20 protein-coding genes and 1 pseudogene are annotated in these 20791 nt (G+C 66.9%); 10 read left to right on the top strand and 11 right to left on the bottom strand.

The window, feature by feature from the left end; translation table 11 throughout:
• Positions 1–158 precede the first annotated feature (158 nt).
• The 7 genes from RJ1_RS40730 to RJ1_RS40700 all read right to left on the bottom strand — a co-directional run bounded on the left by RJ1_RS40730 (position 159) and on the right by RJ1_RS40700 (position 7389).
• Complete coding sequence (locus tag RJ1_RS40730) at positions 159–1259, bottom strand: acyl-CoA dehydrogenase family protein (RefSeq protein ID WP_073369519.1); 1101 nt, start codon at positions 1257–1259, stop codon at positions 159–161.
• The gene (locus RJ1_RS40725; RefSeq protein ID WP_073369516.1) at positions 1256–2449 is read right to left on the bottom strand and encodes an acyl-CoA dehydrogenase family protein; all 1194 of its coding nucleotides are present in this window, start codon (positions 2447–2449) and stop codon (positions 1256–1258) included. Before RJ1_RS40725 ends, RJ1_RS40730 begins: the two co-directional genes overlap by 4 nt.
• Complete coding sequence (gene fabG, locus RJ1_RS40720; protein WP_073369514.1) at positions 2446–3201, bottom strand: 3-oxoacyl-ACP reductase FabG; 756 nt, start codon at positions 3199–3201, stop codon at positions 2446–2448. The genes RJ1_RS40725 and fabG overlap by 4 nt, the downstream gene beginning before the upstream one ends.
• Before the next feature lie 91 nt (positions 3202–3292).
• Positions 3293–4051 carry an SDR family oxidoreductase gene (locus RJ1_RS40715; protein WP_073369511.1) on the bottom strand — a complete coding sequence of 253 codons (759 nt, stop codon included), beginning with the start codon at positions 4049–4051 and terminating at the stop codon, positions 3293–3295.
• Between the two features lie 65 nt (positions 4052–4116).
• Positions 4117–5334: an acetyl-CoA C-acetyltransferase gene (locus tag RJ1_RS40710; RefSeq protein WP_073369509.1), complete on the bottom strand. Its 1218-nt coding sequence runs from the start codon at positions 5332–5334 to the stop codon at positions 4117–4119.
• 119 nt (positions 5335–5453) lie between these two features.
• Positions 5454–6458 carry an NADP-dependent oxidoreductase gene (locus RJ1_RS40705; RefSeq protein WP_073369506.1) on the bottom strand — a complete coding sequence of 335 codons (1005 nt, stop codon included), beginning with the start codon at positions 6456–6458 and terminating at the stop codon, positions 5454–5456.
• Position 6459: 1 nt separating this feature from the next.
• Positions 6460–7389, bottom strand: a complete 930-nt coding sequence (locus RJ1_RS40700; RefSeq protein WP_240319835.1) for an amidohydrolase family protein — start codon at positions 7387–7389, stop codon at positions 6460–6462.
• A gap of 122 nt (positions 7390–7511) precedes the next feature.
• Between RJ1_RS40700 and RJ1_RS40695 the strand changes: the two genes are divergently transcribed.
• From RJ1_RS40695 to RJ1_RS40675, 5 genes are all read left to right on the top strand, one after another.
• Positions 7512–8504 carry an NAD(P)H-quinone oxidoreductase gene (locus RJ1_RS40695; RefSeq protein ID WP_073369504.1) on the top strand — a complete coding sequence of 331 codons (993 nt, stop codon included), beginning with the start codon at positions 7512–7514 and terminating at the stop codon, positions 8502–8504.
• Positions 8501–8962: a hypothetical protein gene (locus RJ1_RS40690; RefSeq protein ID WP_073369501.1), complete on the top strand. Its 462-nt coding sequence runs from the start codon at positions 8501–8503 to the stop codon at positions 8960–8962. The genes RJ1_RS40695 and RJ1_RS40690 overlap by 4 nt, the downstream gene beginning before the upstream one ends.
• Positions 8959–9348 (top strand): hypothetical protein, encoded by a 390-nt coding sequence (locus RJ1_RS40685; RefSeq protein ID WP_073369499.1) that lies wholly within the window; start codon positions 8959–8961, stop codon positions 9346–9348. The genes RJ1_RS40690 and RJ1_RS40685 overlap by 4 nt, the downstream gene beginning before the upstream one ends.
• Positions 9345–10997 carry a 3-(methylthio)propionyl-CoA ligase gene (locus RJ1_RS40680; RefSeq protein ID WP_073369497.1) on the top strand — a complete coding sequence of 551 codons (1653 nt, stop codon included), beginning with the start codon at positions 9345–9347 and terminating at the stop codon, positions 10995–10997. Before RJ1_RS40685 ends, RJ1_RS40680 begins: the two co-directional genes overlap by 4 nt.
• Positions 10998–11100: 103 nt before the next feature.
• Complete coding sequence (locus tag RJ1_RS40675; RefSeq protein ID WP_073369494.1) at positions 11101–14397, top strand: protein kinase domain-containing protein; 3297 nt, start codon at positions 11101–11103, stop codon at positions 14395–14397.
• A gap of 37 nt (positions 14398–14434) precedes the next feature.
• Here the strand turns inward: RJ1_RS40675 and RJ1_RS40670 are convergent, their stop codons facing one another.
• Positions 14435–14899 (bottom strand): nuclear transport factor 2 family protein, encoded by a 465-nt coding sequence (locus RJ1_RS40670; RefSeq protein WP_083400567.1) that lies wholly within the window; start codon positions 14897–14899, stop codon positions 14435–14437.
• A 64-nt stretch (positions 14900–14963) separates the two neighbouring features.
• Between RJ1_RS40670 and RJ1_RS40665 the strand changes: the two genes are divergently transcribed.
• The 3 genes from RJ1_RS40665 to RJ1_RS40655 all read left to right on the top strand — a co-directional run bounded on the left by RJ1_RS40665 (position 14964) and on the right by RJ1_RS40655 (position 17351).
• Entirely contained in the window at positions 14964–15749 is a 786-nt protein-coding gene (locus RJ1_RS40665) for an ArsR/SmtB family transcription factor (RefSeq protein WP_073369528.1), read from the top strand.
• 190 nt (positions 15750–15939) lie between these two features.
• Positions 15940–16836, top strand: coding sequence for a glucose 1-dehydrogenase (locus tag RJ1_RS40660; RefSeq protein ID WP_073369525.1), 897 nt, complete (start codon positions 15940–15942; stop codon positions 16834–16836).
• Positions 16837–16997: 161 nt separating this feature from the next.
• Positions 16998–17351 (top strand): YtxH domain-containing protein, encoded by a 354-nt coding sequence (locus RJ1_RS40655; protein WP_073369491.1) that lies wholly within the window; start codon positions 16998–17000, stop codon positions 17349–17351.
• Between the two features lie 3 nt (positions 17352–17354).
• Here RJ1_RS40655 and RJ1_RS40650 read toward each other — a convergent pair whose 3' ends face one another.
• On the bottom strand, positions 17355–17756 hold the full coding sequence (locus tag RJ1_RS40650) for a LapA family protein (RefSeq protein WP_073369488.1): 402 nt from the start codon (positions 17754–17756) through the stop codon (positions 17355–17357).
• 347 nt (positions 17757–18103) lie between these two features.
• Positions 18104–19438, bottom strand: a complete 1335-nt coding sequence (locus RJ1_RS40645; protein WP_162850345.1) for an alpha/beta fold hydrolase — start codon at positions 19436–19438, stop codon at positions 18104–18106.
• 287 nt (positions 19439–19725) lie between these two features.
• On the opposite strand from RJ1_RS40645, the gene RJ1_RS40640 reads away from it, so the two are divergent.
• Together RJ1_RS40640 and ligD are read left to right on the top strand one after the other, a co-directional pair.
• Positions 19726–19926: a hypothetical protein gene (locus RJ1_RS40640; protein ID WP_073369486.1), complete on the top strand. Its 201-nt coding sequence runs from the start codon at positions 19726–19728 to the stop codon at positions 19924–19926.
• A 227-nt stretch (positions 19927–20153) separates the two neighbouring features.
• Positions 20154–20405, top strand: a pseudogene (gene ligD, locus RJ1_RS40635) (non-homologous end-joining DNA ligase LigD); the annotation flags it as partial.
• Between the two features lie 28 nt (positions 20406–20433).
• Here the strand turns inward: ligD and RJ1_RS40630 are convergent.
• A partial coding sequence (locus tag RJ1_RS40630; RefSeq protein WP_255284952.1) for a recombinase family protein occupies positions 20434–20791 on the bottom strand: 358 nt, incomplete at its 5' end.

The raw sequence follows: 20791 nt of genomic DNA, 5'->3' as shown, positions 1-20791 counted from the left end.
GTCCACACTCGATTCACGGACCACGCCGATCGTCGGGGGTGGCTGTGCCACACTTCGTGATGTATCCATTTATCGACTTCCTGCAGTAGAAGGTGTGTGTTGCGACGAGCGGCACCGATAGTCGAGATCCATTCCGTCGCTACTGGTTTCCGTAGCCTCTAGATCGGCAGGCGTACGAGTTCGCTCAAGACTGTGCGATGCACGCTCGGCGTGCCGAATGCGATCTGGTCGGCCTTGGCGCGCTTGAGGTAGAGGTGTGCCGGATATTCCCACGTCATACCGATGCCGCCGTGCAATTGCACGCACTCCTCGGCTGCCTTGACCGCCACCTGCGAACAGAACGCCTGGGCAATGGAGGCGGCAACCGAGAGATCGGGGTCGTTCTCCGCAGCGCACGCCGCAGCGTATCGAGCTGCCGCACGGGCACCTTCGACGTCGGTGTACAGGTCCGCGAGCCGATGTTTGAGCGCTTGGAAGCCGCCGACGATCCTGCCGAATTGTCGGCGCTGCTGCAGATAGTCCACCGTCGTGTCGAGACACCACTGCGCGATGCCGACCTGCTCCGACGCCAGCAGGGCGGCTCCGATCTGCAACCCCGCCAGCACTGCCGGCCCGCCCGCCTCCGCGCCGAGCACCACGCGAGTGGGCGCCTCGTCGAAGGTCAGGTCGGCCAGCTGCCGTCCCATGTCGAGGGAGACGACAGGGGTGACATCGACGGCCGCGGCATCGACGGCGTGCACCTCGATGCCCTCGTCCACCCTCACCGGAACGAGGAGGAGATCCGCCTCCACGGCACCGGCTACCGACGTGACCTGGCCGGTCACCGTTCCACGGGACGCCGCAGTCACGACCGGCGTGAAGGAGGCAACGCTCGCGGAGAGCGGGACGGCGAGGGCCGCCGTTCGCTCGCCTGAGGCGAGCTCGGGAAGCAAGTCGTCCGCATCGGAGAAGTTCAGCACAGTGGTGGCCACCAGCGCGCTGGTCAGAAACGGCGCCGGCGCCGCGAACCGGCCGAGCTCCTCCTGGACGACGGCCGCCTCGCGGGCCGTGGCGCCCGCTCCGCCCGCCGATTCCGGCACCAGCAGGGCGGCCAGACCCAACTCGGCGGCCAGCGACTTCCACAGAAGCGGCACGATCGATCGGTCGCCGTCGTACAGCGCGGTCACCGCGCTGGCGGGACAGCGAGCGGTCAGCAGGTCCCGCAGTGCCTCACGTAATGCGTCCTCGACGTCGGTGTAGAGCAGGTTCGGCTCCCTCATCGAGGTACGTCCTTCCAGGCGATGTCCTTGTCGACACGCGGTTCGGTGGGCAGCCCCAGCACGCGTTCGGCGACGATGTTGCGCAGGATCTCGGACGTTCCGCCCTCGATGGAGTTCCCCTTTGCGCGCAGATACCGGTAGCCCGGGTCACGGCCCGTGAAGTCGACGACGTCCGGGCGAGTCATCGTCCAGTCGCTGTACCGCAGCCCGGCTTCACCGTTGACCTCGACCTCCAGGCCGCTGATGCTCTGCGCGAGCCGGGCGAACACGAGCTTCAGCCCGGCGCTCTCGGGCCCGGGCGCGCCCATCGCCAACTTCTGTCTGACACGAATTCCGTTGAGCCGAAATACTTCCGATTCCACCCAGCTGGTCATCAGCTCGTCGTGAAGCGCGGCCGAGCGCACCTCGGGCCGTTCCCTCCAGGTCGACGCGATTCTGCCGATCATGCCGCTTTCGCGGACGGAATCGTCACCGCCGATAGCGACCCTCTCGTTGGTGAGGGTCGCGTTGGCGACCTTCCAGCCCTCCCCGACCTGCCCGACGCGGTGCGTATCGGGAATCCTGACATCGGTGAGGAACACCTCGTTGAACTCCGCCTCTCCGGTGATCTGCCGGAGCGGCCGGACCTCCACACCGGGATCGGACATGTCCACGAGGAAGTAGGTCATCCCCGCATGCTTGGGCACGTCAGGGTCGGTGCGAGCCAACAGAATTGCCCAGTCCGCTTCGTGGGCACTCGAGGTCCACACCTTCTGCCCGTTGACAACCCAGTCGTCACCGGAGCGGACGGCGCGGGTACCGACCGCTGCCAGATCCGAGCCGGCCCCGGGTTCACTGAACAGCTGACACCACACCTCTTCGCCCGTCCACAACGGACGGAGGAATCGCTGCTTCTGCTCCTCGGTCCCGAAAGCGACAATGGTCGGGCCGGCCATGCCCAGTCCGATGCCGATCCGCCGTGCCGGGTTGTCCGGCGCCCCGGCTTCCTCGAGCAACTCCTCGACGTATCCCTGCAGGGATCGGGACAGGCCGAGGCCACCGAGCCCGAGGGGAAAGTGCACCCAGGCCAGCCCGGCGTCGAAGCGGGCGCCCTGGAACTCGCGAGGTTCGGTGGACCGAGGCGGAAAGGATGTGGTGAGCTCCGCGATTCGTGCGCGAAGCTCACGGTGGATGGTGCTCTCAGCGGTCATGCTCGTGGCCCGCCGGCGACGTAGACCACCTGACCGGAGACGAACCCGGATTCCTCGCGGGCGAAGAACGACACCGTCGCCGCAATGTCCTCCGGTTGGCCGACCCGGCCCACCGGGATGTCCGCGACGCCCATCGCCTTGAAGTCTTCGAACGACATTCCCATCCGCTCCGCCGTGGCGACGGTCATCTCGGTTTCGATGAACCCGGGAGCAATCGCATTCGCGGTCACGCCGAACTTGCCGAGCTCGAGCGCCAGCGTCTTGGTCAACCCCTGCATACCTGCCTTGGCCGCCGCGTAGTTGGCTTGGCCCCGGTTGCCCAGCGCCGACGTGCTCGAGAGGTTGACGATCCGGCCCCACCCGGCGTCGACCATGTACTTCTGCGTCGCACGGGTCATCAGGAAGGCACCGCGCAGGTGAACGGTCATCACCGCATCCCAGTCCTGGGTCGTCATCTTGAACAGCAGATTGTCGCGGGTGATGCCGGCATTGTTCACCAGCACCGTCGGGGCACCCAGTTCCTCGACAACCCGGTCGACGGCCTGCGCCACCGCCTGCTCGTCGCCGACGTCCACACCGACTGCGAGGGCGCGACCTCCGGCCTTCTCGATCTCCTCCACCACCGGCTTGCCGGCAGCCTCCTCGAGGTCGAATAGTGCGACGGCAAATCCGTCGCGGCTCAGCCGTTTCGCCACGCCGGCGCCGATTCCGCGAGCAGCTCCCGTCACGATGGCGGTGCGCTGATCAGACATGTCTCGCTCCTTGTGATTGATGAGGATCGTTGATGAAGATTGTGCGAGCCGGAAGGCTCATGAGGGGTGGAACAGGCGCTGCGACGCAGGGCTATTCGGCTCCTGTGGTCAAGGTCAGGCCGCCGTCGACGACGATGGTCTGCCCGGTGATCCACGCTGCGTCGTCGGAGAGCAGGAAGGCGACTGCGCTGCCGATGTCCTGCGGCACACCGAGCCGTTTGAGCGGGTAGGCGGCGATGACCTCGTCTTCCCTGCCCTCGTACAGGGCGGTCGCGAACTGGGTCTTGACCACCGCCGGAGCGACCGCGTTGACGCGTAGATCCGGGGCGAGTTCGACGGCCAGCTGGGCGGTGAGATGTGTGAGCATCGCCTTGGTCGCGCCGTAGATGCCGATGCCCGGTGCGGGCTGGATTCCGGCCACCGACGAGATGTTGACGACGGACCCGCCGTGCGCGCCCATCCAGGCGTTGTGGGCCTGTTGCACCCACGACAGCGCCGCCAGGCAGTTGACCTCGACGATCTTGCGGGCCGCGTCCAGGTCCAGTTCGACCATCGGCCCGTAGACGGGGTTGATTCCGGTGTTGTTGACGAGCAGGTCGACACTGCCGAACGTGTCCATCGCGCGCTTGACGGTCTCGGTCTGGTGATCGATGTCGTCGCTCCTGCCCGCCACCGCGAGCGCGTACTCGGGGCCGCCCAGGGACGCCACTGCCTCGTCGAGCGCATCCTGCTTACGGGCGGTGATCACCACCTTGGCGCCCTCGGCCACGAGTCGCTCGGCGATGCCGAGTCCGATTCCCCGGCTCGCTCCGGTGACGATCGCGACCTTGTCGTCCAATCGTGTGTTCATCTCACATGCTCTCGTTCTCTGGAATTCGCGTTCGCCCCGGCGGCGAACTCGTATTGTGGTCGGGCTCAGCTCAGCCGCTCGAGCACCATCGCCATACCCTGGCCGCCGCCGACGCACATGGTTTCGAGACCGAATTGCTTGTCCTGGTGGACAAGGGAATTGATCAGTGTGCTGGTGATTCGTGCGCCGGTCATGCCGAAGGGGTGGCCGAGGGCGATCGCTCCGCCGTGAATGTTCAGCTTCGTCTCGTCGATACCCAGTTCCCGGGCCGACGCGATGACCTGGGCGGCGAATGCTTCGTTGATCTCGACCAGGTCGATGTCGTCGATCGTCAGGCCGGCCCGCAGCAGCGCCTGTCGGCTCGCCTCCACCGGACCGAGGCCCATGATCTCCGGCGACAGCCCGGTGACTCCGGTCGAGACGATCCGCGCAAGCGGGGTGAGACCCAGTTGCCTGGCCTTGGTATCGCTCATCACCACGACGGCTGCGGCGCCGTCGTTGAGTGGGCAGCAGTTCGCGGCGGTCACCGTGCCGTCCGGACGGAACACGGGCTTCAGTTCGGAGACTGCCTCGAGGGTGACCCCGGTGCGTGGGCCGTCATCGGCCCACACCTCACTGCCGTCGGGCAGTGTCACCGGGCTGATGTCGTTCTCCCAGAACCCTTGGGCAGCCGCTTTTTCCGCCCGATTCTGACTCCGCACGGCGAACTCGTCCTGGTCCCGGCGGCTCACACCCATCAGTTGTGCGACGTTCTCCGCTGTCTGCCCCATCGCAATATAGGCATCCGGGAGGGAACCGTCGAACCGCGGATCGGCCCAGGTCTGGCCACCACCGGCGAACTTCTCCGTCCGGGTCTGCGCCTCCGCGAAGAGCGGATTGAACGTATCGGGCAGACTGTCGGAGTTTCCCCACGTGTAGCTGCTGACGCTCTCGACCCCTGCCGAGATGAAGACGTCACCCTCACCAGCCCTGATGGCGTGGAGCGCCATCCGCGTCGTCTGCAGACTCGACGCGCAGTAGCGGGTGACCGTCGTGCCGGGCAGGTGATCCATCCCGGCCAGGACCGCCACCACGCGACCCATGTTGTGTCCGGACCGACCACCGGGCAGACCGCAACCCAGCATCAGATCGTCGATCTCGGTCGGGTCCAGTGCCGGCACCTTCGCCAGCACGGCCCGTACCATCTGCACGGCCAGGTCATCGGGACGCATCTCGCGCAACGACCCTTTGAACGCGCGACCGATCGGAGACCGAGCGGTAGCGACCACAACTGCTTCCGGCATGCTGATGGACCTTTCGGGAGTTTGGTGATGGAACGATTGGTTGCGACAAGAGTGGGATTGCGCGATCCGATACCCGCCTGCGCGACCCCCATTGGCCGCACAGGCGGGCATCGGAAGGGTCACGCCCCGACGTTGACGAGCTGTTTGCCGAAGTTTCCGCCGGTGAGCATGGCGATGAACGCCTTGGGCGCGCTGTCCAGGCCTTCCGCGATGTCCTCCTGGTACTTGATCTTTCCCTCTGCGAGCCAGCCGGACAGTTCGGCGATCGCGGTGGGCCAGTAGTCGCGGTGCTCGGCGATCACGAAGGAATAGACCGTGACCCGATGCATCAGCAGGTGGCGTAGACCCTGGAGACCGTACGGCTCGTCGGCGTTGTAGTCACTGATGTTGCCGCACAGCGAGATGCGCGCGTGGTCGTTGATCCGCCCGAGCACTGCGTCGAGCACGGGACCGCCGACGTTCTCGAACAGGACGTCGACGTAGTCGGGCGTGGCGGCCGCGAGCTGCTTCTCGAAGTCGGGGGCCTTGTAGTCGATGCAGGCATCGAAGCCGAGCTCCTCGACGACGTACCGGCACTTCTCGGCACCGCCGGCGATACCGACGACGCGGCAGCCCTTGATCTTCGCGATCTGCCCGACGACACCGCCGACCGCACCGGAGGCCGCCGTCACGACGACGGTCTCGCCGGCCGCTGGCTTGGCGAGCTCGAGAAGACCATAATGTGCTGTGGCTCCAGTCATTCCGAGCACGCTGAGTGCGGCCGACACGGGGCCCGCGGCCCGGTCGATGACACGGACTGCGTCCTTGGTCACCACACCGTGGGTCTGCCACCCGAGCGAGCACGCCACGACGGTGCCCTGCGGCAGCTCGGGTTCGTTGCTCTCGATCACCTCGGCGATGGTGGCCCCCGGCATGACGTCGCCCGGGTTCAGGTGCGGCACGTAGGAGCGCACCGGGTCCATCATCGGCCGCATGTACGGGTCCAACGACAGGTACAGAACCCTGACGAGGGCCTGTCCGTCGCCGGGCCGGGGCAGGTCCGTCTCCTCGACGGTGAAGTCGTCCTCGCTGACCATAGCGGCGGGGTGCCGCCGCATCGTGACCTTCGTGTTTCGCCCGGTCATCTCACGCCCCCATCCCACGCAGCAGCGCCTCGGCGTTGCGGTACATGTAAGCGTCGAGCGCCTCGTCGTCGATGTCGAGTTTCAGGGTCTCGTGGACCGACTCCTCGACGCCGCAGAACGAGTACGCCGAGGCGTAGACGAACCGGTTCGGCAGCCAGTTGATTCCCTGGGTGTAGCCCTGCCCGCCCGGGGCGAACGCGTAGACGTCCGGGGACACGAACACGTTGTGAATGCCCGTCGCCTCGCTCTTGAACGCCAGTGCGATCGCCTCGTTGACGTAGGGGAAGCAGCCGTGGCCCAGGATGACCGGCATGGTGGGGTGGCGCTTGGCCACCCGGTCGAAACGAACCGGATCGGTGTGGCTGATGTCGGGTCCCGCCAGCGGCCCGGTCATGAACAGCAGCGGCACACCGAGTTCGGCGATCTTCTCGTAGATCGGGAAGATCCGCTCGTCGTCGGCGTACATGGGTTCGCGTGCCAGGCCGGGCTCCATGCAGACACCGACCAGTCCGTATTCCTTCATCGCGGTGTCGAGCCCGGCGATGATCTCCTCGGTGGGCTTGTCGAAGTCGATGCCGGCGATCCCGAGGACGCGGTTGTCGGTGCGCTGCGTCAACTCGGCCAGGTCTGCGTCCTCGATGTGCACCGGCACAGGACGATTCACCGAATGACGACCGTTCATCACACCGAGGCGGACACCGACGGCGTCCATCTCGTCGATCAGCGCGCGAAGCGCGCGTTCCTCGGCCTGCGGGAAGGGATCGGTGCTGATCGTGTAGGAGCGGGGCACGCTGTGGCCGAGGATGCGATTGACCGAGCCCACCACGGTGGGGGTGAAGAAGTTGCGGTAGGGGCCGGTGGGGGGCCGCAGACGGAAGTCGATGATCTTGCCCTGGAGTCGGGCGAGACGTTCTGCAGACGAAGCACTCATGACTGTCTCCTGAAGTCGGATACATGAACCGGGGCCGGAATTTGTGGCCCGCTGGCTAGCAGAATACGCGAATTTTGATTAATGTCGACATCAATTCCTCAATCGAGTCGAAGGAGCAGCCCATGCGAGCAGCGCGCGCAGTCCCCCATCCCGACGGCGGCAAGGTCACCGTGCTCGACGTCCCCACACCCACCCCCGGCCCCGATCAGGTGCTGGTGAAGGTGAAAGCCGCCGGGCTCAACCGTGGAGAGATCCTGCAGGCAGGCCGGGTGCGCACCGGCGAGCCGCAACCGATCGGGGTCGAGTTCGCAGGCGAGGTGGCTGCGGTCGGCGCCGGGGTGACCCAGTGGCGCGAAGGCGACCGGGTGATGGGGCACGGGAACGGCGGGCAGGCGGAGTACGCGTCGGCCGCGTCGCGCGCCCTGATGCGCGTCCCGGACTCCGTTTCGTGGGCCGATGCCGCGGCCTTCCCCAACGTGTTCATCACCGCGCACGACGCGCTGATCACCAACGGACAGTTGCAGACCGGCGAAACGGTGCTCGTCAACGCCGCATCGAGCGGCATCGGGCTGGCCTCGATCCAGATCGCCCGGGCACTGGGCGCGTCCCGGATCGTCGCCACGTCCCGTTCGGCAGGCAAGGTCGAGCGGCTGAAGTCGATGGGCGTCGACTGCGCAATCGACGTCTCCACCACCGACCAGGTCGACGCCGTCGCCGATTTCACCGCGGGCCATGGCGTCGATGTCATCGTCGACTCGGTCGGCGGCACCACCTTCGAAGCCAATCTCGAGTCCCTCGCCGTTCAGGGGCGACTGGTCAACATCGGCCGATTGGGATCGAGCACCGCCACCATCGACCTCAACGCGCTGTGGCTGAAACGGTTGAAGCTCATCGGGGTAACGTTCCGCACCCGCACCGAGGAGGAACGACTGGCGTGTGTGCAGGCCTGCGCCCGGGACCTGCTCGCGCCACTCGAGGCAGGCACGATCCGTCCGATCATCGACCGGACGTACCGCCTCGACGAGATCGCGGCAGCCCACGCCTACATGCAGACCGACCAGCATTTCGGCAAGATCGTCCTGCTGGTCGACGACGCACTCGCGGACGCATCGTGAGGACCGCATCCCATGTGGAGAAGTTCCAGCGGCTCACCGACCTGCGCACTCGGTTGGACCCGCTCGAAAACTTCGAGCTGTGGTACTGGACCACCCTCACCGCCGGCACCAACGCCTACAACGCCTGCCTGCACCTCGCCGGCCTGACCAGCGACGACCCGGTCTTCTCCACCATTCCCGGCGTTCACCTGGTGCAGCAGCCCGACGGTGGATACGCGCGAGAACTGCGCGGCCCCGGCGACGTCAGCCACGTCGGGTGGCCCCCGATCGAGGGTGAGCTTCCCGAAGACATCCAATGCCTGGAAATCGCCCTCGAGGCGCTCGAGGAACACCGGGACCCCTGCCTGCGCGGTGAGCGCCGCCCCACCCCGTACATCGTCGGCGAATGCGAGCGCGAATTCGAACGGGTGCAGGCGATCCTGTTCGCGAGGGCCGGAGTGAAGGAGACAGCGTCATGAAGGCGGAACGTCACCGCTTCCTCGCGGAGCGCATCGAACGCGCGGTCACGCACTGCGGCGACCACGACTGGGAGATGAAGATCGAGGCCGCAATGCTGGCCGGCACGCACTGGGCGAACTACGCCCTGCACCACCATGGCGTCGCACTCGAGGACGAGGACATCGTGCACACGTCCATGCTGGTGGTGAACACGCTGCGCAAGTACTCCATCGTCGAACCCGACCTGCTTCGCGCCCTCGGCGACATCGAAGAACTCCGTCCCCTCTTCGTCCGTGGCGATGTGGACGGAGGCCCCGCCGCGGCGCAGCGGGCGCTGGCCCTGCTGTCGGAGATTTCCGCGCGCGCCCGAGAATCCGAACTGTCGACAACCAGGAGACTCCCGTGAACGGTCTGATGATGCACCAGCCCCTGTTGGTCTCCTCGCTCCTCACCCACGCCGAACGCCATCACGGTCGGCAGGAAATCGTCTCCCGGCGGGTCGAAGGCGACCTTCATCGCTACACCTTCAGCGACCTCGCCACCCGGTCACGGCAGGTGGCCCAGGCACTCGAGGCGCTCGGGGTGCAACCGGGCACCCGGGTTGCGACCTTGGCCTGGAACGGATATCGACACCTCGAGCTGTACTACGCGGTCTCCGGATCCGGTGCCGTCCTCCACACCCTCAACCCACGTCTGCACCCCGACCAACTCGAGTGGATCGTCGCCGACGCCGAAGACACGGTGCTCTTCTTCGACCTCACATTCCTGCCCGTCATCGAAGAACTCGCGCCGCGTCTGACCAGCGTGCAGCACTTCGTGCTCATGTCGGACCGGGACCACCTGCCCGATCAGCCCGGCGCGCTCCTGGCCTACGAGGACCTGCTCGAGGCACAGGACGGAACCTACGACTGGCCCGAGTTCGACGAGGCCACCGCGTCCTCGCTGTGTCACACGAGCGGAACCACCGGAAACCCCAAGGGTGTCCTCTACAGCCACCGCTCCACGGTCCTGCATTCCTTCGCGGTCGCCCTGCCCGATTCGGTCGGCCTGTCCGCACGCGACACCGTGCTGCCGATCGTGCCGATGTTCCACGTCAACGCGTGGGGCCTCCCCTACGCCGCGTGCATGGTCGGCGCGAAGGTCGTCTTCCCGGGGCCCGACCTCGACGGCGAGGCGCTGTACGACCTGCAGGAAACCGAGCAGGTCACGGTGTCCGCGAGTGTCCCCACCGTCTGGCAGGGACAGCTCGAGTACGTCGAACGGCAACAGCTGCCGTTCACCACCCTGCAGCGCGCCGTCATCGGCGGTGCCGCCTGTCCCCCCGCGATGCTCCGCGAACTCGAGGAGACCCATGGGGTCACGGTCGTCCACGGATGGGGCATGACCGAGACCAGTCCGTTCGGGACGGCCTCGGTCCTGAAGAACACGCACCTTCAGGCGGAACCCGAGGAACGGTACGCAGTGCAGGGCAAGCAGGGACGATGCGTCTTCGGCATGGACCTGAAAATTGTCGACGACTCCGGACGCGAACTGCCGTGGGACGGGGTATCCGCCGGGCATCTCATGGCCCGGGGCCTCTGGGTCATGGCGCAGTATTTCGGACAGACCGACCACGACCCGCTCGTCGACGGCTGGTTCCCCACCGGTGACATCGCCACCATCGACCCGGACGGATTCATGCAGATCACCGACCGGAGCAAGGACGTCATCAAGTCGGGAGGCGAATGGATCAGTTCCATCGACATCGAGAACATCGCGATGGGTCACCCGGACATCGCCACGGCGGCCTGCATCGGCGTACGGCATCCCAAGTGGGACGAGCGTCCCCTACTGGTCGCGGTACGGAAACCCGGCTCCGCCGTCTCCGCCGAGGAACTGCGCGCCCACTTCGCAGGCAAGATGGCCAAATGGTGGATCCCCGACGGCGTCGTCTTCGCCGACTCGATTCCCATGGGAGCCACCGGCAAGATGCTCAAGGCGCCACTGCGGGAACGTTTCCAGGACTACCTGATCGACGCAGGCACGGATTCGGTACGACTCCCCAGCTCCGGGTGACGACACGGCTCCAGACGGGTGCGGCGATATGGCGATAGTCTGAGGGGACGTCGTCGAGAGGCTGATCAGATGCTCCCAGGGGTCCACGGGGACGGATAGCACGGTGACGGCCGACGGCGATCCCCTCCGAACTCAGCGCGCCACGGACTCCACGACGGCGGACGAACTGCGCGCCGCCGGGTTCGACGACGCCCGGGAGATCGGTCGCGGAGGCTTCGGGGTGGTGTATCGCTGCACCCAGTCCGCCCTGGACCGGTCGGTGGCGGTGAAGGTCCTCACCGGCGATCTCGACGAGGAGAATCGGACTCGGTTCCTCCGGGAGCAGCGGGCGATGGGCCGGCTGACCGGGCATCCGAACGTCGTGAGTGTGCTCGAGGTCGGCGTCACCGACACGGGTCTCCCCTTCCTGGTGATGCCGTACCACCCACAGGATTCCCTCGACGTGCGGATCCGGCGGGACGGTCCGCTCACGACGGCGGAGACACTGCGGCTGGGGGTGAAGATGGCCGGCGCCCTCGAGACGGCGCACCGGCTCGGCATCGTGCACCGCGACGTCAAACCCGGCAACATCCTGCTCACCGACTACGGCGAACCGGCGTTGACCGACTTCGGGATCGCACACATCACCGGCGGTTTCCAGACCGCCACCGGCACCATCACTGGATCGCCCGCGTTCACCGCCCCCGAGGTCCTCGGTGGCGACCCGCCGACTCCGTCCTCGGACGTCTACGGACTCGGGGCGACGCTGTTCGCGGCGCTGACCGGGCACGCGGCGTTCGAGCGCCGGAGCGGTGAGCAGGTGGTCGCCCAATTCCTGCGGATCACCACGCACAAGGCGCCGGACCTGAGTGAAGCCGGTGTCGATGCCGACGTGGCCGGTGCCGTGGAACGCGCGATGTCCCGGGATCCGCTGGAACGCCCCGCCGCGGCGACACTGGGCGAAGCCCTACAGGAAATCCAGGTCCACCGCGGTATCCCGGTCGACGAGATGTCGCTCCGCGCCGACACCGACGCCGAGCGAGACGCGAGGCGCCCGGCACGACCACCGACAGGGCGATCGCCCGCCCGTCGACCCCGGCCCTCTCCTACTTCGGGTACCGATGCGGGTCTGCCCTTGGAATTGACGAGTTTCGTCGGCCGGCGGAGAGAACTCACCGAGACGAAGAGGCTGCTGTCGGCGTCACGGCTGGTCACCTTGACCGGAATCGGTGGTGTCGGAAAGACCCGGCTGGCGCTGCGGGTCGCGGCCAACACCCGACGGGCCTTCGCCGACGGAGTCCGGCTGGTGGAATTGGGTGACCTGCACGACGGATCGTTGCTGGGGGAAGTCGTGGCGACGGAGTTGGGGTTACACCACCGCTCGACCGAACCCCTGCACACCCTCGTCGAATTCCTGCAGGCACGGGAGATGCTGCTCGTGCTCGACAACTGCGAGCAGGTGATCGATGCGGCGGCGGAGCTGACGGCGACACTGCTTCGCAGCTGCCCCGGCCTTCGGATCCTCGCAACGAGTCGCGAAACCTTGGACGTCGCAGGGGAATCCGCCCTCCGAGTGCGCCCACTCACCGTTCCGGAATCGGACCGGGACACCTCGCCGAAGGGCCTGCCCAGCTACGACGCGGTGACGTTGTTCGCCGAACGCGCCGCCGGCACGGTGCCCGGCTTCGAAGTCACGGAGGACAACGCCGACGCCGTCGCCCGGATCTGTATCCGGCTCGACGGTCTGCCCCTGGCCATCGAATTGGCGGCGGCACGGCTGCGCACGATGTCGCCGGAACAGATCCTGCAGCGCTTGACCAACCGGTACGAGCTGCTGACCCGTGGAAGTCGTAGTGCGCCAACGCGTCAGCAGACCTTGCGGTGGAGCATCGACTGGAGCTACGAACTGTGCCTCCCGGCGGAACAGCAGCTCTGGGCCCAGCTCTCGGTCTTCGCCGGGAGCTTCGAACTCGAAGCCGCCGAATGGGTGTACACGTCCGATCCCGGACCGGCCGGTCTGCTCGATCTCATTGCGTCGCTGGTGGACAAGTCGATTCTCATCAGCGAGGAATCGAACACCATTGTGCGTTTCCGGATGCTCGAAACGCTGCGTGACTACGGCCGGGACAAGCTCGAGCAGTCCGGCGCCTTGTCGGAGATCCGACGGCGGCACCGTAGCTGGTACCGGCAGCTTGCCCTCGACGCCGAGTCCGGATGGATCAGCCACCGACAGGTCGTCTGGCTCGCTCGGCTCGAGCGAGAACAACCCAATCTGCGCGAAGCGATGGAGTTCAGCCTGTCCGAGGCCGAGGACTCCCCGGCCGACGCGGGGCTGGAGATCGCCACCGCCCTGTTTCCGTTCTGGCTCTCCCGTGGTCGGCTCCGCGAGGGCCGACGCTGGCTCGACCGTGCGCTGGCGTTCCGGGAGGAACACGACACCGCGCTCGAGGTGAAGGCGTTGTATTCGGCGAGCATTCTCGCCACCAGACACGAAGACCTGGAGCGGGCAACGGAGCTGACCGATCGAGGGCGTGCGCTGGCCGAGAGCCGGGGAACTGCACTCGATCGTGCACTCATGCATCACGCCACCGCAGCGCACGCGCTGCACAGCGGCGATCCGGAACGCGCCGTGCGCTCGTACACCGAGGCCCTCGCCGTGCTGCGCGGCGCGAACAATCTCCTCGCGCACCTCACCGCCCTGCACGGGATCGGCTTGGCTCACGAGGTACTCGGGCACACCGACGACGCCACCGCGCACCTCGAGGAGGCGATCCGGATTGCCGAATCCCACGGCGAATCGGTGACCTGCGGCCGCTCGTCCTTGACGCTGGGCCTGGTGATGTGGCGACAGGGTGACCGTGATCGCGCGGTGACGCTGTTGCGCAAGGGGCTCGAGCTGGCCCGCCTGGTCGACGATCCGCTGGGGGCCACCTGGTGCATCGAGATTCTCGCCTGGATCTCGGCCTTCGAGAACCATTTCCGCCGTGCCGCAATCCTGATGGCCGCTGCCGAGGTCCTACGACGGCGCGTGGGCACCTCCACTCTTCAGATCCCGAACTTGACCGGATCCCACGAGGAATGCGAACTCGTCACCCGCCGCTCACTCGGTCAGCGGGCCTTCACGGCTGCCTCCCACGAGGGCGAGACGCTGAGTTTCGACGCCGCCGTGTCCTACGCCCTGGGCGAAGCACCACCGGCCGCACCGCCGCGCGCCGATCCCACTGCGGCGCTGACCGCACGTGAACGCCAGGTCGCAGACCTCGTCGCGCAGGGTCTGACCAACAAGGCGATCGCCGCCCGACTCGTGATCTCCCAACGCACCGCGCAGGGCCACGTCGAACACATCCTCGCGAAACTCGGATTCTCCTCCCGCGCACAGATCGCAGCCTGGGTCACAGAGCAGGCCGACACCCGCGGCTAGCGACGTTCGCTCCTGGCCGGGGCGAAGATGCGCTCTTCTACTCTCGGTGGTAGCCGTCGTGGATCAGCACGTCGACGCCTCGCCACCCCCAATAGACCCGGTGGGCCTGGATCAGGCCGTCCTCGATCTCCATGACCTCGACGAAGTCCATCTGCTCGCCGTCCGGCGTGACGCGCGGGTACTCCCAGGTCGCTCGCCGACCGTCGGTGAAGAAACCGTCCCGGTGGTAGTGGCGAATGTCCGGGGTGCGCGCGACCACCTCGGCCAAGAAGGGACGCAGTTCGTCGTGGCCGCGACGGACGCCCCGGCCGCCCTCGAGGTGGGCGACGACCGGGCTCTCCACCGTCGCGTCCGGTGCGTAGCAGGCCAGTAGAGCGTCCAGATCGTGTGCTGCCAGAGCGCGCTCCCAGGCCTGCGTCACGGTCTCGATCGCAGAGTGTAGTGCGAGCGCGCAGTGCAGTGCGGTGCCCGTTGCGGACTCGTCGTCTCGTGTCGTGTCCATGGAACCAGTGTGCTGCCGGATTATTTCGGTGTGGCCCGAAATGTCCCGGACCTACGCTGGTGTCATGGCCGTCCACTCCGCGACCGACGGGCCCGCCGGCGACGCCGACGTCGCCCGGATCGCCGCGTTGATCGGTGATCGGACCCGAACCCGGGTCCTCATGGCGCTCGCCGACGGACGCGCGCTGCCGGCCGGAATGCTGGCCTCCGAGGCCGGGGTCACCGCGTCCACCATCAGCGAACACCTCACCCGGTTGGTGGACGCCCACCTGCTCACCGTCGAACGGTCCGGCCGCGCCCGCTACTTCCGCCTGGCCGACCCGTCCGTCGCGGAAGCACTCGAGGCGATCGCCCGGATCTCACCGCCCGAACCGATCCGCTCGCTCCGCCAAGGCACCCGCGCCCACGCCCTGCGTCGAGCCCGTACCTGCTACAACCACCTCGCCGGACGCCTCGGTGTCACCGTCATGGCCGCGTTCCTCGATCAGGAATTACTCACCGGTGGGGACGGGCACCACCACAGCGAAGGTGCAGGCACCGACCGCCTGTCCGCCCCCGGCACCGACCTCACCTACCGGCTGACCGCCCACGGCCGCAGCCGGTTCGCCGCCTTCGGCCTGGACCTGCCCGCACCTCGCCGGGAACCGCAGGCGATCCGCTACTGCGTCGACTGGTCCGAACAGCGCCACCACCTGGCAGGACCCCTCGGCGCCGCACTGACTCAGCGAATGTTCGACCTGGAATGGTTGCGCCGCACCGACCAACGACGCGTCGTGCATCTGACCGAACCCGGACGCCACGGCCTGCACGACACCTTCGGCATCCCCGAGAACTGGGACGACCCCACCTGATGGGATTTGCCTGGCGATGTGATCGGGATGCCCGGTTGGTCCGTCAGTGCAACCGGTTTCCGTGGTCCGTCAGTGCAACCGGTTTCCGAATCCCGTCGCAGGGGTAGGCGTGGTGGGACGAGTTTCACTGATTCGACGAATTGTTCAGTCGTGCTCGTCGATTCGGTAGGAGATGAAGAAGGGCACGAAAATGGTCGACCAGTACGCCCGGCAGGATCCCACCAGGCAGTACCCCGCTCCCGATCGAGAAGGTCAGCCCGAGATACAGCACCCGGGACTGACCGCCGACATGGTGACCGCCCCGGATCACGGCGAGAAGTCCTATCGAGGGAGCGGCCGCTTGGAGGGCCGCCGTGCCCTGATCACCGGTGCGGATTCGGGCATCGGACGAGCGGTGGCTCTCGCGTTTGCCCGCGAGGGTGCCGATGTCGTGGTCAGTTGCCTGGGCGCCGAGGAGTCGGATGCACGGGAGACGGTCCGCCTGGTGGAGGAGGCCGGCCGGCGTGGCGTCGTCGCTACCGGAGACATCACGTCGGAGGACCACTGCCAGACTCTCGTGGACCTGACGGTCGGTGAATTCGGCGGTATCGACATCCTCGTGAACAACGCGGCTTTTCAAATGGTGCAGACGGGCGGCATCGCGGACATCACCACCGAGCAGTTCGACCGGGTCCTGCGGACGAACCTCTACGCGCTGTTCTGGTTGTGCAAGAAGTCCGTCGCGGTCATGGAACCGGGATCGACGATCGTGAACACGTCGTCGATCCAGGGTATGAATCCTTCTCCCGGGCTTCTCGATTACGCGACCACGAAGGCGGGAATCATCGATTTCACGAAGGGATTGGCGGCCGATGTGGCGAAACGGGGAATCCGGGTCAACGCCGTGGCACCGGGCCCCATCTGGACGCCGCTGATCCCCGCGACCATGCCCGCCGACGGCTACCGGCAATTCGGGGACGATGTGCCTCTGGGGAGGCCAGGCCAGCCCGCCGAACTGGCGCCCGCGTACGTATTCCTCGCATCGAACGAATCCAGTTATGTCACCGGCGAAGTGCTCGGCGTCACCGGCGGGACGCCCTTCACCTGACCACCGCGGACGGGAACAGTCCTCGTAGTCGTCGAACACGCCCTCGTCGTGTGGGATTCTCGGCACGGTTTGGGTTCGGCCGTTGAGGGCAAGCTGTGCAAGAGGGCGGTCGGACGATGGTCCCGCTGACCGCTCGTGCCACACAACAGTCAGGAGATGTCATGCAGAAAGCGTTGATCTTCGCAGCGGGGGCGGCCGTGGGCTTCGTCGTCGGCACCCGGTCCGGCCGACAAACGTACGAGAAGATGAGGCATCAGTCCGTCGAACTCTGGCACAACCCGACCGTGCAGCAGAAGGTGAGCGAGGCGACGGAAACCGTGAAGGACAAGGCTCCGCAGGTGCAGCACAAGGTCGGCGAGCTGGCGAAGAAGGTTACCCACCACGACACCGGGACCAGCGCGCCCACCAACGGAGCGTCCCTGGATGAAGCTGCCGCCCCCACCGCTCCGACGGTCGCGGAACCGACAACCGTCTCTCCGCCGACGGGTGGCAAGCACACACCCGGTCCGAGCTGACTGTCACGACGGTGTGGTCAGCTTCCGCTGGCGGTTCGCCGCCCGCCGGATCTGGAGGATCCGTATCCCGCCGACGAGCGCCATGATCACCGCACCGGCGATCGCGGCGAACAGCAAGGTGACGCCCAGCGGGACGGTGAACTCCCACGCGAACAATTCCAGCGTGACGCTGTCGAGGTTCTGCAGGATGAACACCAGAAGCACGAGCAGAACGACGAGTCCGACAACCAGCCCCGACCAGGTCGCCCCTGTACGCGTGTGCTTGATCCCCTTGCCCCTCGCGACATCCGGGTGCGTACCCGGATGCGCGGCGTCCGACGCAGCAGTGCCAGGAGCGGGGACCGCACCGCCTGATGAACGATCGGGTGGGCCGGCGGTCGCGGGATCTTCCGATGATGTCGACATACGCACCGCTTACCCGGGGCGAAACACGACGAACCGATTCCGCAGTCTCGCTGACCGGCGTCGGGTTGTAAACAGGCGGCGGCGGGGTACTCGGCAGCCAGGTGCAGTGGCGTTCCGGAACGCCAGATGCGCTCAGGCCGCACCGGTTCAGACCCGAGAGCCGGTGCCGCCGCGTGTAGTGCGGTTCCATAACTCGTCCCGGCGACGAGTTCGACGGTTTCGCGTTGGGACCCCTCGACGAGGACCCCCGAGGCGCGTCCTCGGTAGGCCGCGCTGGGCCATGATCCTGTTCGATCACGCCGCTTCCCAAGGACGCAAACGTTATTCGTTCCCGATCCCGCCGATCTTCAAGCTGTACGACCGGTGTTCGAGCCGGTTGCTCGACGGCGATTTCGCTCTGGCGCTTTGTGATGGGAACCTGCCGTGCTGATTGCAGCTTGTCGCCGTCGAGCGCGACGCCGGTCCGCGGTGGCGGTCGCGAGGTGCTCGCGGATGAGCCGGATGGTGGTTTCGGGCTGCTCGAACTGCGGGACGTGCCCGCACTTCGGAAGGATCACCGACGTGCTACCCGGCACGGCATCGGTGACGTGCCGGGCGAAGGCGGCGGGAACGAGGGTGTCGTCGGCGCCCCAGAGGAACAGCGCGGGCCGCTCCAAGGTCGCAATCCGGTCCCAGAGTCCGGTCTCCCCGAAGGGTTCGTCGAGATAGAGGCCCAGGAGTGCGGACCACAGCGCACGGCGGCGGGTGGCGTGTCGCAGCGACAGTTCCCATTCGTCGGCGGCCGCCTCGTACCAGTGCCGGGGCACCGCGTCGGGGTCGGCGAACAGGGCCCGCAGCCCGGTCCGCGCGGCCGTGTGCAGCAGTGGCGCCGGCACGGCGAGGGGAAGCCGGGCCAGATCGGGCGGAAACAGCCGGGCGAGCGTGGTCAGTCGGCGGCGGCGACGGAAGGCCATCGCCGGACACAGCAGTACCAACCCGGCGACCGCGTCCGGGTCACGCAACGCCAGTTCGAGAGCGACGCGGCCTCCGAGAGAGTGTCCGATCAACTCGGCACCGCGGGCATCGACCGCATCGAGAAAGGCACGCAGCCACCGGGACAGCGTGTCGGGTGTATAACGCCAGGCAGGCGCTGCGGTAGCTCCGAAACCGGGAATGTCGGGGCAGAGCACTCGGTGATCGGCGGCGAGGTCGGCCAGCACGGGCAGCATCGAGGAGTTGTTGGCGCCGAGACCGTGCAGGAGGACGACCGGAGGCTTGTCCGGGTCGCCGGATTCGAGGTACCCGGTGTGGATCCCGTATGCGCTCGTCTCCCGGGCGTGCGCCCGCGTGGGCAACACGGCGTCGGGGGCGAGGGTGCCGCCGATCGTCAGGACGGTCGTCATGCTGCCGCGCACCTGGATTGCGCCGGACAGGAACGCCTCGACGACACTCACTCGGCCGGTGAGCAGTTCGCACAGGGTGCTCGCGTCGGTGCGGACGGTGCAGGTCGGGTGCGCCACGGTACCGCGGGTGTGGGTGACGGCGCCTTCGTCGATGCGCACCGTCCATTTGCCGTGGTCGGTGATGTCGAGGACCATGGTGACTCGCCGGTGCCCGAGCACGCTGCGGGTGACATCGCGCGGCAGATGCGTCGACAGACAGATTTCCGGATCACGGCTCAGGGTCGACCGCAACGAGGTCATGACCACTCCTTCCCGCTCCGATTCCCCGTCGATCCAGGTCGGATCGGTGAGGGTGCACCCCCTCGTGAGGAGTGCATTCCGGGCGTTCTCACCGGGAACGGTGACGCCTTCCGTTCAGTTCAACACCGAATGTGCACCGACTAATCCAGTCTGAGCATCGTCTGCACAGCGCCCGCGGATGGAAATTCGACCCCGCCAATTCACGATCACGTGACCGACAGCACGACCATCACCGCTGAACTGGATCCGGCAGAGCAGTACAGTCGCGAACAGAGGACAAGGAGGCGATGACCGTGGGCAAAGACTTCGATGACCGTGGCGCCGTGACCGACCCCGCGCCGACCGAACGCGATCGTGAACTGTCCGAATTGGTGGACGACCTCGAAGAAGCCGTCGAGGCCGAACACGAAGCGCAGGCTGTGCCCGGCAACGCAGCCGAGCGGGCGCACACCACTCCCACCGACACCGGCGACGACGCACCGGACTGACGCCTCGACGCGGGCAGCAGCGAGCCACTTGCGCGATTGCCGTGTGCAGTGTGCAGTGCCGGGTATTCGACAGCCAGGTCCGCAGCCGCGGATTACCCGGGTCGCGTTGCGGGTGTCGATGAATGCCCAGGAAACCGTGTTCGGCGGGTGCCGATCACGGCGACGAGTGGGGAGGTACCCCGGCGATGCCGACGACGACGATCGAGGGACACCGACTGAACCTGACGCAACTCGCGAAGGACTGGCCCGACCTGGTGACGGCGACCATGGCGAAGACGGAGCGTGCCGGCAAGGTATTCGTCGACTGGAGTCAGAACAACCCGGCCAAGACGACGGTGGCGCCGTACTCGTTGCGGGGTCGCGCCGAACCGATGGTCGCAGCGCCCCGGGAGTGGGCCGAACTCTAGGACGAGGGGCTGCGTCACCTGCGTTTCGACGAGGTGCTCGAACGGTACCGACAGGGCGGCGACCTGCTGTCGACATCGCTGGACTGGACTCGCTCCGCACCTAACGGAAGAACATGCGCCCGACCGCGGTCGAGGTGTCGATGCCCTGATCGAGCACCACCAGATCCACCCCGCGGGTGTTCAGTTGCTTGGACAGTTCGATCAGTTGCTCCAGCGACCGGCGGAGGCGGTCGAGCTTGGTGACGACAAGCTGATCACCCCGGCGGTTGGCCGACAGCGCCTTGTCCAGCTGCGAGCGCGACGCACGTTTCCCGGAGGCCTTGTCGATGAAAATCTCATCGCACCCTGCAGCGGTCAACGCATCATGCTGCGACTCGGGACGCTGATCCCGCGTCGACACTCGGCCGTACCCGATCCTCACATCGCGTACCCCCGACAACGTGACGTTGTTCCGTACA

It is taken from the genome of Rhodococcus jostii NBRC 16295, from assembly GCF_001894825.1.
Taxonomy (GTDB): Bacteria; Actinomycetota; Actinomycetes; order Mycobacteriales; family Mycobacteriaceae; genus Rhodococcus_F; species Rhodococcus_F jostii.
Note: the sequence above shows the minus strand (reverse complement) of the source record. Positions and strands in the feature narration are given on the sequence as shown.